We start from the raw sequence: 13284 nt of genomic DNA on the forward strand, positions 1-13284 counted from the left end.
GGTCTCGCCGGACACCGACCCCGGCGGGGCATCGGTCCGTGCACGGATCTGACGCGATCCAGACGGTCGGCACGCCGGGCGATCGCGGGCACCGACAAGCCGTCAGAAAACAGCAAAGGACCCTCCCGGTCGAAACCGGTAGGGTCCTTCTGCGTGCGCGAGGGGGGACTTGAACCCCCACGCCCCGAAGGGCACTAGCACCTCAAGCTAGCGCGTCTGCCATTCCGCCACCCGCGCAGGTGACCACCGCGGTGACCCGCGCTGACGTGGTCAACAATACCAAGAAAACAGAGTGCTCCTGACCGCCCTCCCGGCCGGTCGGAAGCGGTCGGTTCCGCAAGCAGGATGTCACTCGCCGTGCAAATAGGGTCACTTTGCGCGCTCATGCCGCCCGCACCCGGGTGCACGGCTGTGATGGGACGACCTTGTCCGGTCACCGGCAGCCACGCGCGCGAGCAGCGCGCCACCGACCCGAGGATGGCGGAACGAACGATGCATGTCCGCGGAGACCAGCCCTGCGAGCCACCGGGCACCCAGCGTGGATGTGGAGCACCTCCCGGCGTGGAGGGCGTGTGGCGCTTCGCCGCGCCCGCGGTGGACGTGTCGGTGTCGCAGGCGCGGCACGCGGTCCGGGACCTGCTCCTCGCCCAGGGGTTCGCCGGGCCCGGGTACGCGGAGCTGCTGGACGGGATCCTGCTGATCGTGTCGGAGCTGGTGACCAACTCGGTCCGGCATGCCGCGCTGCTCTCACCGCAGCTGGTCGTGGAGATCGTGCTCTCCGCCGGGTGGGTGCGGCTGTCGGTGGAGGACAGCCACCCCTACCGGCCGAAGGCACTCTCGGAGGACTTCAACCGCCTCGGCGGGCGCGGACTGCTGCTCGTCAAGGCGATCACGGCGGAGGCGGGCGGCGCGTGCGACGTGGACCGGACCCTGACCGGAGGCAAGATCGTCTGGGTGCAGCTGCCGATCCCCCGCCCGCGCATGGGCACCTGACCGCCGGACTCCACCATCACACCACCGCACGCCACCAGTGGTCCAGCTTCGGCGGCGCGTCCGCGAGGACCCGCTCCCCCGGACGCGGGACCGCCACCGGCACGCCCGCCGCGTCCGCCGCGTCGCAGAGCCGCTCGACCGGCTCCGACCAGTCGTGCAAGCCGAGCACGAAGGTGCACCAGTGCACCGGGACCAGCAGGCCGCCCCGCACGTCGAGATGGGTGCGCAGGCCCTCCTCCGGCGTCATGTGGATGTCGGGCCAGTGCTCGCTGTAGGCGCCGATCTGAATCAGCGTCAGATCGAAGGGCCCGTACTGCTCGCCGGTGCGGGCGAAGCCGTCGAAGAAGCCGGAGTCACCGCTGTAGAAGACCTTCTTCTCCCGGCCCAGCACCGCCCAGGAGCTCCACAGCGTGCCGTTGTTCGAGAAGCCGCGCCCGGAGAAGTGGTACGCCGAGGTGCAGACCAGGCGCAGGCCGCCCACCTCCGCCGACTCGTCCCAGTCCAGCTCGATCACGCGCGAGCGCGGCACTCCCCAGCGCTCCAGGTGCGCGCCGACGCCGAGCGGGACGACGAACGGCATGTTCTGGATCCGGGCCAGCTGCTGGACGGTGTGCAGGTCGAGATGGTCGTAGTGGTCGTGCGAGATCAGCACCGCGTCGATCTCGGGCAGCGCCTCCAGCTCGACCGGCGGGTTGTGCAGCCGGCGCGGGCCGACCGACTGGGAGGGCGAACAGCGCTCGCTCCAGACCGGGTCGATCAGCACCCGGTGGCCCTCGATCTCCAGCAGGGCGCTGGAGTGGCCGAACCAGGTCACCGCCAGCGACTCCGAGGCCTGCGGCGCGATGTCGCGGACCAGTGGGATCGGTCGGGACGGCTTGCGCTGCTGCTTGCCGAAGAGCAGCTCCCCGGCGACGCCGCGCGCCTCGGGACGCTCCAGGTCACCGGAGCGGTCGGGGCCGGGCGGATTGTGGAAGACCCCGTCCCGGTATTGCGGGGACGCCGCCAGGCGGGCGGCCCGGCCACCGGCCTTCGGGTCGCCGCCGAACGCCAGCGGGATCTCCCGTGCCGCCCACGCCACGGCCGCCGCACCGGCGGCACCGACCCCGGCCGCGATCTTCCCTGCCCGGTTGAGTCCCATGCCTGGCCCTTTCCTTCGTGCACCGTTCCGTGTGCACCGTTGCGCCGTGCACCGTTTCGCGTGCACAGTCGAGTCCCCGCGACGCCCCCGCTTCAAAGGCCCGCACCTTCGGCCAACGGTCGACCGGAGCGCACTGTTCCCTGACAGCTGTGCCTGGGCCAGTAGGATCACTGTTCTGATGACTGCCACACTCGTCGCCAAGGAACTCGCCGCCGGTCACGGCGAGCGCTCACTCTTCGCCGGACTGGACCTGGTCGTCGCCCCGGGCGACGTGGTCGGGCTGGTCGGTGTCAACGGAGCCGGGAAGTCCACGCTGCTGCGGACCCTGGCCTCCGCGTCCGTTCCGGAGTTCGGAGCCGTTCCCGAGCTCGGGGCCGCACCCGAACACGGGACCGTGAGCCTCAGCCCGCCGACCGCCACCGTCGGCTACCTGCCGCAGGAGCCGGAGCGGCGTCCCGGTGAGACGGTGCAGGAGTTCCTTGCCCGCCGTACCGGCGTCGCCGCCGCGCAGGCCGCGCTGGACGCGGCGACGCAGGGCCTGGTCGACGGCGCTCCCGGCGCGGACGACGCGTACGCGCTGACGCTGGACCGCTGGCTGGACCTGGGCGGTGCGGACCTGGACGAGCGGGCCGAGGAGGTCGCGGCGAGCCTCGGTCTGACGGTGGGTCTGCAGCAGGAGATGGCCTCGCTCTCCGGCGGCCAGGCCGCCCGCGCCGGGCTGGCCTCGCTGCTGCTCAGCCGCTACGACGTCTTCCTGCTCGACGAGCCGACCAACGACCTGGACCTGGACGGGCTGGAGCGGCTGGAGGCCTTCGTCACCGGCCTGCGCGCCGGGACCGTCCTGGTCAGCCACGACCGCGAGTTCCTCACCCGCACCGTGACCAGCGTGCTGGAGCTCGACCTGCACCAGCAGCAGGTGCGCCGCTACGGCGGCGGCTACGCCTCCTACCTGGAGGAGCGCGAGCGCGCCCGGCGGCATGCGAGGGACGAATACGACGAGTACGCGGGAACGGTGGCCGACCTGGAGTCACGCGCCCGGATGCAGCGCTCCTGGATGGAGAAGGGCGTCAAGAACGCCCGCCGCAAGAACTCGGACAACGACAAGGTCGGCAAGGCGTTCCGTACCGAGTCCACCGAGAAGCAGGCCGCCAAGGCGCGGCAGACGCAGCGGCTGATCGAGCGGCTGGACGTGGTCGAGGAGCCGCGCAAGGAGTGGGAGCTGCGCATGGAGATCGCCGCCGCCCCGCGTTCCGGCTCGGTGGTGGCGACGCTGCGCGGGGCCGAGGTCAAGCGCGGGGACTTCCAGTTCGGGCCGGTGGACCTGCAGATCGACTGGGCGGACCGGGTCACGATCACCGGCGCCAACGGCTCCGGCAAGTCGACGCTGCTGGCCGCGCTGCTCGGACGGCTGCCGCTGGACGCGGGCCAGGCCTCGCTCGGGCCGGGCGTGGTCGTCGGCGAGGTCGACCAGGCGCGCAAGCTGTTCCACGGCGACGTGCCGCTGCTGGAGGCCTTCGGCGCGGCCGTGCCGGAGCTGTCGCCCGCCGACGTGCGGACGCTGCTGGCGAAGTTCGGGCTCAAGGCCGCGCACGTGATGCGTCCGGCCGCGACGCTCTCGCCCGGCGAGCGGACCCGGGCGGCCCTGGCGCTGCTCCAGGGCCGCGGGGTGAACCTGCTGGTGCTGGACGAGCCGACGAACCATCTGGACCTGGTCGCCATCGAGCAGCTGGAGTCGGCGCTGGCCTCCTACAACGGCACGCTGCTGCTGGTCACCCACGACCGCCGGATGCTGGACGCGGTCGCCACCACCCGCCGGATCTCGGTCGAGGCCGGACGGATCAGCGAGAGCTGAGCCGCCCGGCGCGCCCCCTCCGGCCCGCGTTCAGCGGGACGTGGGGACGTACTTGTAGCCGACCCGACGGACCGTCACGATCTGTGCGCGGTAGTCGGGTCCGAGCTTCCGCCGCAGCCGCGCCACGTGGACGTCGACGGTGCGGCCGTCGCCGACGTGGCCGTAGTAGCCCCAGACCGCCTCGACCAGCCGGTCGCGGCTGTGGACGCGGTGGGGGTGGGCGGTGAGGTGCGAGAGCAGCTCGAACTCCAGGTAGGTGAGCTCCAGTTGCTCCCCGTCGAGGTGGGCGGTGCGCAACTCCCGGTCGACCAGCAGGCCGTGGGAGGAACGGGACGAGAGGGACGGCTCCCGCGTGGGCACGGTGGCGGGCGCACGCACGGTGGCAGGCACCGGCACGGTGACGGTCACCGGCACGGTAGTGGGCCCGGACACGGGCGCCGGCGCCGGCACGGGTTCCGGGGTGGTGCCCGCCGGGACCAGCAGCAGGTAGCCGACCAGCGGGGTCTCCTGCTCGCCGAGCCGCAGCCCCGCCAGGACGTGCTCGGGCAGCCGGTAGACACCCGGCTTGGCCGCCGCTGCCGGTGAGGCCGCCGACTCGTCGGGGCGGACGGAGCGCAGCCGCGGCCCGGCAATGGAGGAAGCCGTAGCAGCGGCGGAAGCGGCAGCAGCAGCCGCACCGGCGGAGGAGACAGGGGTCAGGACAGAGACAGTCATCGCAGACTCGATTCGCGCGTGGTGGGCCACCCGTGACTGAGGACGGGTGACGACGGACGCGGGCGTGGTGCTGCTTCTGCGCGCCGGGAGAAAGGCCTGGTCAGCCCGGAAGGATCAGGCCTGCGCGCCGGTACAGCGGCAACAGGTCTGGTCGAAGTGGAACTGCTGGCGCGACGGCCAGAACGGCTCAAGGACGGGCAGAGCCGCCCCTGCGCGCTGCGCGCCGCCGTCGATGTCCATGGCCCCATTCAACCAGAAGACCGCCGCACACGAACACCCGGATCCACCGGAATCCCGCGCCACGCTGCGGCGACGCATGCCTTCCCTTCTTTCTGACGACCTGTTAGATACATCACCCCACCCCCGTCTCCCACCCTGCGGACGACCCGTCCGGGGTCTCCGCACCCCAGGCACCGAGGAGCCGCCGTGACCTCCGCACCGGACCACGTCGAACCAGCATCCGCACCCGAACCGGACCCGGCCGCGACCGGCGGCGACGACGCCACCAACCGCCTTGAGGGCGCCCCGCGTTGGCGCATCTTCGCGGTCATCGCGGTGGTCGTGCTCTTCGCCGAGATCGCCGCGCTGCAGTACACGATGGTCGCCTCGGCGGCCCGGCAGATCGCGCCCTCCTTCCCGGGCGTCGGGGCCAACATCAGCTGGATGGTCATCATCTTCGGACTGGTCGGCGGGGCCACCACGCCGCTCTTCGGGAAGATGTCGGACCTGTGGGGCAAACGGCGGATGATGCTGGTCTCCGGCGTCTCCTTCGCCGTCGGCACCCTCATCTGCGCGCTGACGGCCACCTGGTGGCTCTTCCTGGTCGGCCGGGCGCTGGAGGCGGTCGCCATCTCCGCGCCGACCGTCGCCTACGGGCTCTTCCGCGACATCCTCCCCAGACGCTACATACCGGCGGCCATCGGCGTGGTGGCCACCGGGCTCGGCATGTCGGCGCTGGTCGCGCCGCTGCTGGGCGGCTGGCTGCTCGACGCCTTCGGGTGGCGGGCGCTCTTCTGGTTCCTGCTGATCTTCGTGGGCGTGATGATCCCGCTGATGGTCTGGGTGGTGCCGGAGAGCACGCTGCGCAGCAGCCAGCGTCTGGACGTGGCGGGCGCGCTGCTGCTGGGCGTCGGCGTCGGACTGGTGCTGGTCTACCTCTCCAACGGCGCGGTCTGGGGCTGGGGCCGGTGGAGCGCGCTCGCCTACCTGGTGGGCGGGCTGGTCCTGCTGGGCGTGTTCCTGGCGGTCGAGCGGGTGGTCAAGGACCCCATCATCGACATGAAGCTGCTCCTCTCCCCCAAGGTGCTGATGGTGCTGGGCGCGGCGACGCTCGGCAGCATGGTCATCGGGATCCAGGGCTACAGCATCCCGTACATGACCCAGACCCCGACCGCGCAGCAGCTGCACGGCCAGATCCTGCAGCAGGCGCTGGCCGGGACCAGTGGTCAGAAGCTGCCGCCGGCCATGGCGCCGCTCTTCCACACCGTCTTCAACTCCACGCTGGCGTACGGGCTGGGCGCGACGCTGCTGATGTACGGGGTGTACTCGGCGATCTACTCCGGCGGGTTCGGGATGCTCTCCGGCGCGGGCCTCGGCGAGATCGCCCGCAAGACCGGGCCGCGACTGCCGCTGGTCATCGCCATGGCCGCCTTCACCGTCTCCACGGTGCTGTACGCGTACCTGCCGCACTCGAAGTGGCAGTACGGGCTCTTCGCGGCGGTCTTCGGCATCGGCTTCGGCGCCTTCTACGCCGCTTGTCCGAACCTGCTGATCGAGGCGGTTCCGGCGCGCCAGCAGGGCATCAGCGCGGGCATGCTGGGCGTCGTCAACAGCATCGCCACGGCCGTCGGGACGGGCGCGCTGACCGCGTTCCTCAACGCCAACCCGCTCAAGGTGGAGGTGCAGATCCCGGGAATCCCGGAGAAGTTGACCGGGAACGGCTTCAACACCATTCCGGGGCTCAACGGCTGGGGCGGCTACCACGACGGCCTGCTGCTGGCCGCGGTGTGCGGCGCGGCCGGCCTGGTCGTCGCGCTGCTGATGCGGCACGGCCGCACGCCTGCCACCGGCGGCGCGATCAGCGACTGAGGTCGGTGCGGCAGGCGGGCCGGAGCTCCCGGCCCGCCTGGCCGATGTCGCGTCAGTCCAGCCCGCTGTGTCAGTCCAGCCGGATCAGGCTGCCCTGCGGGTCGATCCGGTCGGCGTTCTCGTCGTCGAACCAGACGCCGCCGGTCGCCAGGTAGCGGAACCGGTGCTCGCCGGGCGGGAAGGAGACGCTGACGGTGCGCGTCCCGTCCCGGCGCGGCACCAGCTCGGCCACCCCGGGCTGCCAGCCGTTGAAGTCGCCGACCACACTGACGATCCCGTCGGGTGCCGCGCCGTCCAGACGGAACGTCACCCTGGTCCTGCCGCCGAACAGTCGGGTCCGCGTGAGCATCGCGTCGCCCTCCCCTTTGCCTGTGCTGTTGCGCTACTGCTGCCGTGTTTGCCTGACTCCCCGGACAGCTTTCCTGGGACAGCATGGCGGACCGTGGGCGCGGGCAAAAGGGAGCCCCCGAACCGAGGCCTTGGTTACCTTGTAGTAGTGACTGCTCCCGCCTTCTTCCTGCCCCTGGCCGACGACCGGTTCGCCGCCACCGCGCTCACCCGAGGCCCGTGGAGCCCGGACGCCCAGCACGCGGGGCCGCCCGCCGCACTGCTCGGCCGTGCCGTCGAGGACCGTCCCGGCGCCCGCGAGGGCTTCCGCGTGGTCCGGATGACCTTCGAGATCCTCCGTCCCGTGCCGGTCGGCGAGGTGACGGTGGCCCTGCGCGAGGCGGAGTCGGGCCGCAACGTCGAGCGGATCGAGGCCGAACTGCGCACCGCCGAGGGCAAGACGGCGATGCGCGCCGTCGCCATGCGGATGCGCGTCGACGCGGCCCGGACGCTGCCCGAGGTCGAACAGCCGCTCCCGGTCGCGGGCCCGGAGGACTCCGAGCCGGAGGTCTTCCCGGTGCCGTGGGACGAGGGCTACCACACCTCGATGGAGCTGCGGTTCGCCCACGGCGGGCTGGCCAGGCCCGGTCCGGCGGCGGCCTGGTTCCGGATGCGGGTGCCGCTGGTGCCGGACGAGGAGCCGTCGGGCCTGTGCCGGGTGCTGATCGCCGCTGACTCCGGCAACGGCATCTCCGGCGAGCTGGACATCCGCCGCCACAGCTACGTCAACGCGGACCTGAGCGTGCACCTGCGGCGTCCGCCGGTCGGCGAGTGGGTCGGCCTGGACGCCCGCACGTCGCTGGACCAGGGCGGCATCGGCCTGGCCGACACTCTGCTGCTGGACGAGAAGTCGGTGATCGGACGTTCCGCGCAGAGCCTCTTCGTCAGCGCGCGCTGAACCGACCGGCCGGACGCACCCAACCGACCGGCGTGCGGCGGGGTGCAGAATGGTCGGCGGCCCGACCGACGCCGGACGACACAAACGCCCGGCCCACGACCAGCCCACGACCAGCAGGGACCCATGCGCTCCACGACCAGGACCACGACCACCGTCACCACCGTCAATGTGAACGGCCTGCGGGCCGCGTCCGGCAAGGGCTACGTCGAGTGGCTCGAGGCCACCGAGGCCGACGTCGTCTGCCTGCAGGAGGTGCGCGCCGAGCCGAAGCAGCTGGCCGCGCACGTCGTCGAACCGGCCGGCTGGCACGTGCTGTGGGCGCCCTCCACCACGGCCAAGGGCCGCGCGGGCGTGGCACTGCTCTCCCGGCACGAACCGCAGGCGCGCCGGATCGGCTTCGGCTCCGACGAGTTCGACGGCTCCGGCCGCTACGCCGAGATCGACCTGCCCGGCCTGACCGTGGCCAGCCTCTACCTGCCCTCCGGCGAGGTCGGCACCGAGCGGCAGGACGAGAAGGAGCGGTTCATGGGCGAGTTCCTCGACCACCTGAAGGCGCTGCGCGAGCGGGCCGCGTCGCAGGGCCGCGAGGTCGTCGTCTGCGGCGACTGGAACATCGCACACCAGGAGGCCGACCTGAAGAACTGGAAGGCCAACCAGCAGAAGGCGGGCTTCCTGCCCGAGGAGCGCGCCTGGCTGTCGCGCGTCTTCGACGAGGTCGGCTACGTCGACACGGTCCGCAAGCTCCACCCGGACGTGGCCGGACCGTACTCGTGGTGGTCCTACCGCGGTCGCGCCTTCGACGGCGACGCCGGGTGGCGGATCGATTATGTTGTCACAACCCCGGGGATCGCGGCGAAGGCCGTGTCAGCCGTGGTGGAGCGGGCAGCCACGCACCCGGAGCGCTGGTCGGACCACGCGCCGGTCACGGTGACCTTCGAGCTCTGACGACGGCGCGCGAGTGAGCGGTTCGAGCTGTACTTCGAACTCCTAGATCCGTTTCTCGTCCGCTTGTGCACCCGTTGGCACCGGCATCCGGGAAACCTGACTTGGCATCAGGCCCATGAGCAGCTGACGGCCCCTCACCCTCGACATCGAGAGTGAGCGGCCGTCCTGGTTTCGGCCTGTCAACGGCAGCGAACTTCAGGTGTTCCACGAGCGCGAGCAGAGGACCAGGCGGTAGCCGTCCGGATCGACGACGGTGACGCCGTACTGGTCCCAGTAGGGGTTGTGCGCCGCGGTGCGGGTTCCGCCTGCGGCGACCAGGCGGTCGACGAGGGCATCGTCGACCGAGGCACCGAGATAGAGGACGAAGAGGTCGTCCGCTGTGGGCGTGGGCTCCAGCGGCCGCTCGGGGTCGTGAGTGAGCTCGAAGTGCCAGGAGCCGCCCGGGAATCCGAGCATCACCAGATCATGCTCGCCGGAGACACGCTCGGTTGTGCGCCACAGAACGTCGAGACCGAGGCCCTCGACGTAGAAGCGCTCGGCCGCCGCAAGGTTCCGGGAGGGGCGGGCGACCCGGATACGGGTCTCTGGGGTGATCACGCCGAGGCCTCCAGCGTTGCGCGCCAGACTGGGCTGTCGACGTAGTGATTGTCGAAGCGCTCCGAAGTCTCGGCGAGCCGGCTCGGGGGCTCCTCACCGCGGGTGACCTGTCCCAGCAGACGCAAGTAGTCGAAGCGGTCCATGCCTGGCGTGAAGACGCACAGCACGTCGGCGCCCGAGCCCGGGGCGGCGCGGAAGGCGTGCGGGGTGCCCGGCGGCACAGCGAGGAAGTCACCCTGGTGCAGGATGGTCACTTCAGCGTCGAGCAGCACCTGGAGCGAGCCGCTCAGTACGAAGAACAATTCCCAGGCGCGCGTGTGGAAGTGGGCAGGCGCGCCGATGGCACCCTCGACGAAGGTCGAGCGGTAGCTTGTGAACGCGCCCGCGGTCTGGGCCGAATCAGCGAAGAGCGTCATCACAGCACTGGGGTCGGCGCAGGTCTCCGCCTCGCCACCGCGCGTGAGTACTGTCCCCGCGGTGATATGGCCGTTCAGGCCGTGATCCAACGTCATGATCGTGACCCTACCGATCAGGTATGACAAGAGCAGCCCGCGCGAGAACGCTGTCGCCGCCGAGTGGGACTTCGGGACCACGGCGCTCACCGCGGCAAATCGTCGCCGATAGGTGCCCCCCGGCGATCGCCTCGCATGTCAGCGTGACTGACGCGGCCTCCTGGGCGAGCGGCTGGAACGGGTCGGCCGGACCGGCCAGTGACCTGGGCGAGTGGGTCGCCACCTTCTGAACCCTCGCCCAGATGACCGGCCTTGTTCGGATCTTGCATGTCCAGCGCATACTGCACGCAAGAACCAGGTTTTTTGGAGTAACCATCGCCGAAATCTGTGCAAGACACCGATGATCGGCGACGATCTGCTCATGACTCGCAGACTCGCGGAAGTGGCCAGGAAGGTCGGCGTCAGTGAGGCGACGGTGAGCCGGGTGCTCAACGGCAAGCCCGGCGTGTCCGACGCCACCCGCCGGTCCGTGCTCACCGCCCTGGATGTGCTCGGCTACGAGCGTCCCACACAGCTGCGCGGCGTGCGGGCCCGGTTGGTCGGGCTGGTGGTGCCCGAGCTGCAGAATCCGATCTTCCCGGCACTGGCCGAGGTGGTCGGCGGGGCGCTGGTGCAGCTGGGATTCACCCCCGTGCTCTGCACCCGGACGGCGGGCGGTTTGACCGAGGCCGAGTACGTGACGATGCTGCTCGACCAGCAGGTCTCCGGTGTGGTGTTCAGCGGTGGGTTGAGCGCCGAGGAGTACCAGCAACTGCTGGGGCGCGGTGTGCCGGTGGTGCTGCTGAACGCGGCCGTCGACTACGCGGCCCTGCCGCCCGCCCTGATCAGGGATCCGGTGAGCGGGAGCAGGCTGGGGTTCCCGCAGGTGTCCACCGACGACTCGGCCGCGGTGGAGCAGGCCTTCAACCATCTGTGGGCACTGGGTCATCGCCGGATCAGCCTGCTGGTCGGACCGGCCGACCACATGCCCTCGCGCCGCAAGGCCGAGTCGTTCGCCCGCCTGTGCCACCGGACCGGCACCGATCACCGAGGGCGGATCGGCCACGCGCTCTTCTCCTTCGAGGGCGGCCAGGCCGCTGCCGCGGACCTGCTGGCCGACGGCGCGACAGCGGTGATCTGCGGCAGCGACATCCTGGCCCTGGGCGCGGTGCGCGCCGCGCGCCGCCGCGGGCTGGACGTGCCGCAGGACGTCTCCGTGATCGGTTACGACGATTCCCCGTTCATGAACTACACCGATCCGCCGCTGACCACGCTCCGGCAGCCGATCGACGCGATGGCCCGCGCCGCAGTGACCCTGTTGGTCAACCAGATCGGCGGCGGCGCACCGACGCCGAAGGAGCTGCTGCACGAACCCGAGCTGGTGGTTCGCGGGTCCACCGCGCCGCCGGCCCCGGCGGAGGCCCGGCTGGCCCGGGTCTGAACGACCCGGGTCCGGCCGGGAGGCCGCGTCAGCCGCGCAGCCACACCGCCGTGTCGGGCGGCAGCGCCACCCCCCGGCCCTCGCCCTCGCCCTCGCCCTCGCCCTCCAGTGGGCCACTGGCCAGGAGCGCAGACTCCCCTTCCGGCAGGGGGATGTCCTGCGCGGACAGGTTCACCAGGCACCGGAACCCTTCGCCCCGGCGGAAGTTGAGCACCCCCGTCACCTCCGGCTCGCCCAGCCAGGCGAACTCCTCACCCTGCAAAGCCGGTTCGGCCCGGCGCGCGGCGAGCGCGCGCCGGTAGAGCTCGAGCACGGACGCGGGATCCGCGTCCAGCGCCTCGACGGTCAGCGCCGACCACGCGTCGGGCTGGGGCAGCCATGGGGCCGCCTGCGCACCGTCGGGGCTGAACCCGAACGGGGGTCGGCCACCGGACCAGGGCAGCGGCACTCGGCAGCCGTCACGGCCGATGTCCGCGCCGCCGCTGCGGAAGAAGAACGGGTCCTGACGGGCCTCGTCCGGGATCTCGTCGACCTCCCAGAGTCCCAGCTCCTCGCCCTGGTACAGGTAGCAGGAGCCGGGCAGGGCCAGGTTGAGCAGCAGGGCCGCGCGGGCCCGCCGGGTACCGAGGGCGAGGTCGGTGGGGGCGCCGTGCTGGGCGGGGCTGCGGCCCATCGCGGTGTCGGCGCGGCCGTAGCGGGTGACGTGCCGGGTGACGTCGTGGTTGGAGAGGACCCAGGTCGCCGGCGCCCCGACGGGCGCGTGGGCGGCGAGGGTCGCGTCGACGACGGAGCGCAGCCGCTGGGCGTCCCAGGGACAGTTGAGGTAGTCGAAGTTGAACGCCGCGTGCATCTCGTCGGGGCGCAGGTAGGCGGCGAAGCGGTGCGGGTCCGCGAGCCACACCTCCCCGATCAGCGCTCTGGGTTCGTCGTAGGAGTCGGCGACGGTCCGCCAGGCGCGGTAGATGCCGTGCACCTCGTCCCGGTCGACGAAAGGGTGGGGGGTCGGCGGTGCGGACTGGGCGTGGGTCGGGCCGAAGGAGGGCAGGGCCGGGTCCTTGGCGGGCATGGTGGCGGAGTCGATCCGGACGCCGTCGACACCCCGGTCGAACCAGAACCGCAGCACGGACTCCAGTTCCTCACGCACCTTGGCGTTGTTCCAGTGGAGGTCGGGCTGCTCGGCGGCGAAGAGGTGCAGGTACCACTCCCCGTCGGGCACCCGCGTCCAGGCCGGGCCGCCGAACTCCGACCTCCAGTCGTTGGGCGGCAGTTCGCCGTCCTCGCCGCGACCCGGCCGGAACCAGAACAGTTCCCGTGCCGCCGACCCGGGCCCCGCCTCCAGCGCCTCCTTGAACCAGGCGTGCTGGTCGGAGACGTGGTTGGGGACGACGTCGACGATGATCTTCAGGCCCAGCTCGTGCGCCTCGGTGATCAGCGCCTCGGCCTCCGCCAGCGTGCCGAAGGCCGGATCGATCCGGCGGTAGTCGGCGACGTCGTAGCCCGCGTCGGCCATCGGCGAGGCGTACCAGGGGTTGAACCACAGCGCGTCGACGCCGAGCCCGGCGAGGTAGGGCAGCTTGGCGCGGACGCCGGCCAGGTCTCCGATGCCGTCGCCGTCGGCATCGGCGAAGGAGCGGACATAGACCTGGTAGATCACGGCGGTGCGCCACCACCGGTCGTCGCGATCGCCAGCAATGCGTGTACGGACCGTCATGAAGAGGTGCTCCTTGCGTCGGTGGCGTG

Annotated in this window: 13 protein-coding genes and 1 tRNA gene; 6 read left to right on the forward strand and 8 right to left on the reverse strand. The window is 71.5% G+C overall.

The annotated features are described in order from the left end of the window. Positions 1-154 precede the first annotated feature (154 nt). Positions 155-237 (reverse strand) — tRNA-Leu (locus tag ABH928_RS08825). Positions 238-492: 255 nt separating this feature from the next. On the opposite strand from ABH928_RS08825, the gene ABH928_RS08830 reads away from it, so the two are divergent. After that, positions 493-993, forward strand: a complete 501-nt coding sequence (locus ABH928_RS08830; protein WP_370063927.1) for an ATP-binding protein — start codon at positions 493-495, stop codon at positions 991-993. Positions 994-1009: 16 nt separating this feature from the next. Here the strand turns inward: ABH928_RS08830 and ABH928_RS08835 are convergent, their stop codons facing one another. Continuing rightward, positions 1010-2131 (reverse strand): MBL fold metallo-hydrolase, encoded by a 1122-nt coding sequence (locus ABH928_RS08835; protein ID WP_370063929.1) that lies wholly within the window; start codon positions 2129-2131, stop codon positions 1010-1012. A 178-nt stretch (positions 2132-2309) separates the two neighbouring features. On the opposite strand from ABH928_RS08835, the gene ABH928_RS08840 reads away from it, so the two are divergent. Further along, positions 2310-3983: an ABC-F family ATP-binding cassette domain-containing protein gene (locus ABH928_RS08840; RefSeq protein WP_370063931.1), complete on the forward strand. Its 1674-nt coding sequence runs from the start codon at positions 2310-2312 to the stop codon at positions 3981-3983. A 30-nt stretch (positions 3984-4013) separates the two neighbouring features. Here the strand turns inward: ABH928_RS08840 and ABH928_RS08845 are convergent, their stop codons facing one another. After that, positions 4014-4697, reverse strand: coding sequence for a winged helix-turn-helix domain-containing protein (locus ABH928_RS08845; protein ID WP_370063933.1), 684 nt, complete (start codon positions 4695-4697; stop codon positions 4014-4016). Between the two features lie 114 nt (positions 4698-4811). After that, positions 4812-4937 (reverse strand): hypothetical protein, encoded by a 126-nt coding sequence (locus tag ABH928_RS08850; RefSeq protein WP_370063935.1) that lies wholly within the window; start codon positions 4935-4937, stop codon positions 4812-4814. 186 nt (positions 4938-5123) lie between these two features. On the opposite strand from ABH928_RS08850, the gene ABH928_RS08855 reads away from it, so the two are divergent. Further along, the gene (locus tag ABH928_RS08855) at positions 5124-6785 is read left to right on the forward strand and encodes an MFS transporter (RefSeq protein WP_370063937.1); all 1662 of its coding nucleotides are present in this window, start codon (positions 5124-5126) and stop codon (positions 6783-6785) included. 70 nt (positions 6786-6855) lie between these two features. Here ABH928_RS08855 and ABH928_RS08860 read toward each other — a convergent pair whose 3' ends face one another. Beyond that, positions 6856-7134 carry an isoamylase early set domain-containing protein gene (locus ABH928_RS08860; protein WP_370063939.1) on the reverse strand — a complete coding sequence of 93 codons (279 nt, stop codon included), beginning with the start codon at positions 7132-7134 and terminating at the stop codon, positions 6856-6858. A 147-nt stretch (positions 7135-7281) separates the two neighbouring features. Between ABH928_RS08860 and ABH928_RS08865 the strand changes: the two genes are divergently transcribed. Together ABH928_RS08865 and ABH928_RS08870 are read left to right on the forward strand one after the other, a co-directional pair. Continuing rightward, the gene (locus ABH928_RS08865; RefSeq protein WP_370063941.1) at positions 7282-8070 is read left to right on the forward strand and encodes a thioesterase family protein; all 789 of its coding nucleotides are present in this window, start codon (positions 7282-7284) and stop codon (positions 8068-8070) included. A gap of 123 nt (positions 8071-8193) precedes the next feature. Next, positions 8194-9015 carry an exodeoxyribonuclease III gene (locus ABH928_RS08870; RefSeq protein WP_370063943.1) on the forward strand — a complete coding sequence of 274 codons (822 nt, stop codon included), beginning with the start codon at positions 8194-8196 and terminating at the stop codon, positions 9013-9015. A gap of 195 nt (positions 9016-9210) precedes the next feature. On the opposite strand, the gene ABH928_RS08875 is transcribed toward ABH928_RS08870, so the two are convergent. Together ABH928_RS08875 and ABH928_RS08880 are read right to left on the reverse strand one after the other, a co-directional pair. Next, complete coding sequence (locus ABH928_RS08875; protein ID WP_370063945.1) at positions 9211-9612, reverse strand: VOC family protein; 402 nt, start codon at positions 9610-9612, stop codon at positions 9211-9213. Next, positions 9609-10124 carry a cupin domain-containing protein gene (locus ABH928_RS08880; protein WP_370064421.1) on the reverse strand — a complete coding sequence of 172 codons (516 nt, stop codon included), beginning with the start codon at positions 10122-10124 and terminating at the stop codon, positions 9609-9611. Before ABH928_RS08880 ends, ABH928_RS08875 begins: the two co-directional genes overlap by 4 nt. Before the next feature lie 361 nt (positions 10125-10485). Between ABH928_RS08880 and ABH928_RS08885 the strand changes: the two genes are divergently transcribed. Beyond that, positions 10486-11544, forward strand: coding sequence for a LacI family DNA-binding transcriptional regulator (locus tag ABH928_RS08885; protein ID WP_370063947.1), 1059 nt, complete (start codon positions 10486-10488; stop codon positions 11542-11544). Between the two features lie 28 nt (positions 11545-11572). Here ABH928_RS08885 and ABH928_RS08890 read toward each other — a convergent pair whose 3' ends face one another. Then, on the reverse strand, positions 11573-13255 hold the full coding sequence (locus ABH928_RS08890; RefSeq protein ID WP_370063949.1) for a glycoside hydrolase family 13 protein: 1683 nt from the start codon (positions 13253-13255) through the stop codon (positions 11573-11575). Positions 13256-13284: the final 29 nt, after the last annotated feature.

The organism is Streptacidiphilus sp. MAP5-3, from assembly GCF_041262505.1.
GTDB lineage: Bacteria > Actinomycetota > Actinomycetes > Streptomycetales > Streptomycetaceae > Streptacidiphilus.